We start from the raw sequence: 2155 nt of genomic DNA, 5'->3' as shown, positions 1-2155 counted from the left end.
CGCGCCCGCCGGCGAGCTCGCCGAGCGGCCCGCGGCGGCGCCGGACGGCGGCGCGGACGCGCCCGCGGTGGAGCTGCGCGGGGTCACGTTCGCGTACGGGGACCGGGCCCGTGCCGTGATCAGCGGGCTGGACCTGATCGTCCCGCGCGGCGACCACCTGGCGGTCGTCGGACCGAGCGGGATCGGGAAGAGCACCCTCGCGGCCCTCATCGCAGGGGTGCTCGCCCCGGACGAGGGCGAGGTGCTGGTGGAGGGGGCGCCAGCGGGCGATCCGCGCCGCCGGGTGCTCATCCCCCAGGAGGCTTACGTGTTCTCGGGCAGCGTCCACGAGAACCTCACCTACTACGCGCCGGACGCCTCCGACGCGGACGTGGACCGGGCCGTGGACGAGGTCGGCGCGACGCGGCTCGTCCAGGGCCTCGGCGGCTACGGCGGGCACGTCGACCCGGCCGCGCTGACCGAGGGGGAGCGGCAGCTCCTCGCGCTGTGCCGGGCCTACCTGGCGCCGGCGCCGGTCGTCGTCCTCGACGAGGCCGCGTACCGGCTGGACGCGGCCGCGGAGGCCCGGGCGGAGGAGGCGTTCGCCCGCCGCCCGGGCACGCTCATCGTCATCGCGCACCGCGTCGCCTCGGCGGCGCGGGCCCGGCGCGTCCTGGTGCTGGACGGGACGCGCGCCCGGCTCGGCCGGCACGCGGACCTGCCCGCGGTGTCGCCGCTCTACCGGGACCTCGCCGGGCACTGGGAGGCGGGGGACGGGGCCGCGGCGGCCCCGTCCCCCGCCGGCCCGCGGGCGACCGGTGGGTCACAGCCATCCGGCGTCCTCCGCGATGCGGATGGCGTGCACCCGGTTCCGGGCGCCGATCTTGCGGTTGATGCGGGACAGGTGGTTGCGGACCGTCCCGATCGTGAGGACGAGGTCCTCGGCGATCTGCGCGGCGGACGCGCCTCCTGACGCGAGCGAGAGCACCTCGATCTCGCGCTCGGTCAGCGGGCTCTCGGCCCCCCCGAGCTCGCTGAACGCGAGGTCCGGATCGACGACCCGCGCGCCCGTGGCGACCCGGCGGATGGCGTCCACCAGCTCGCTGGGCGAGGTGTCCTTCAGTACCAGGCCCGCCGCGCGCACCGCCGCCGCGCGCCGCAGGTCCCCCTTCCTGACCTTGCCCGTCATCAGCACCGTGCGGCACTCCGGCAGCTCGCGGCGCAGCGCGTGCGCCGCGGCGAAGCCGTCCAGGCCGGGCAGGCCGATATCGATCAGCGCGACGTCGGGACGCCGGGAGAGCGCGGTACCCAGCACCTGCTCCCCGGACGAGACCTCCGCGACGACGTGAAGATCGTCCAGCTCCGTGAACAAAGCGACGAGACCACCGCGGAGAAGGGGCGCCTTCTCCGCGAGAAGCAGTCGGATCATTTCCCGTTCCCCTAGGCCAGCCACCCACGTGGCCCGAAGAATTACAGAATCGTATTCGGGGCGGGGGCGGTGGGCGGCGATCGCGACGCCGGCCCGCGGGCACGGGTCGGGCGGCGTTCCTGATCCATCGGATCACCTTGACGGCAGCAGTCAGCGGACAGGTCCCTACACAGTGGAGTCAACAGTAATCGCCGTGTCAGCGTAAAGAAAGGATAGATTCTCGGTAATTTCGCTGCGCTACGGATTTCGGGCGGCGCGAATCTGTTCCCAGGTTTGGAGCAGAACAGGGCAACTCAGGCAAGGAAATCGAACTCGCGGCCGATTCCGGCGGCCCGCGCCGCCTCGTAGGCCGTCCAGCTCAGCGCGAGGTCCTGCCAGGGCAGCCCGACCGGGGCGTAGACGGTGACCTCGCCGTCGCGGACCCGTCCCGGAATGTCGCCCCGCAGCAGGTCGCGCAGCGTTCCGGCGGCGTGCGCGGCGCTTGGCCCGGTCCCGGCGAGCACGCCCATCTCCTCCGCGAGGACCACGTCGTCGACGACGACGCGGGAACGCTCCAGCAGGTCGGCGCCGAGCTCGGCCTTGCCGGGCTCGTCCGCGCCGAGCGAGGTGACGTGCGCGCCGGGCGCGATGTCCGCGGCGGCCAGGAGCGGCCGTCGCGACCATGTCGCGGTGACGACGATCCGCGCGTCCCGGGCGGCGGCCCGCGGATCGGCCGCGACCGCGCCGACGGCGCCGAGCCGGGCGCCG

Annotated in this window: 1 protein-coding gene and 2 pseudogenes; 1 reads left to right on the top strand and 2 read right to left on the bottom strand. The window is 74.7% G+C overall.

From position 1 onward, the window contains the following. Positions 1-952: ATP-binding cassette domain-containing protein (locus E1300_RS54445; protein ID WP_503104954.1), on the top strand; the 952-nt coding region annotated here is incomplete at its 5' end. Here E1300_RS54445 and E1300_RS49195 read toward each other — a convergent pair. Then, positions 884-1408: pseudogene (locus tag E1300_RS49195) on the bottom strand (response regulator transcription factor); the annotation flags it as partial. The gene E1300_RS54445 and the pseudogene E1300_RS49195 overlap by 69 nt on opposite strands. A gap of 293 nt (positions 1409-1701) precedes the next feature. Then, positions 1702-2155, bottom strand: a pseudogene (locus tag E1300_RS49190) (ornithine cyclodeaminase family protein); the annotation flags it as partial.

Source organism: Actinomadura fibrosa, from assembly GCF_900659615.1.
Taxonomy (GTDB): Bacteria; Actinomycetota; Actinomycetes; order Streptosporangiales; family Streptosporangiaceae; genus Spirillospora; species Spirillospora fibrosa.
The sequence above is the reverse complement of the archived record's forward strand: the minus strand, read 5'-3'. Positions and strand labels throughout refer to the sequence as shown.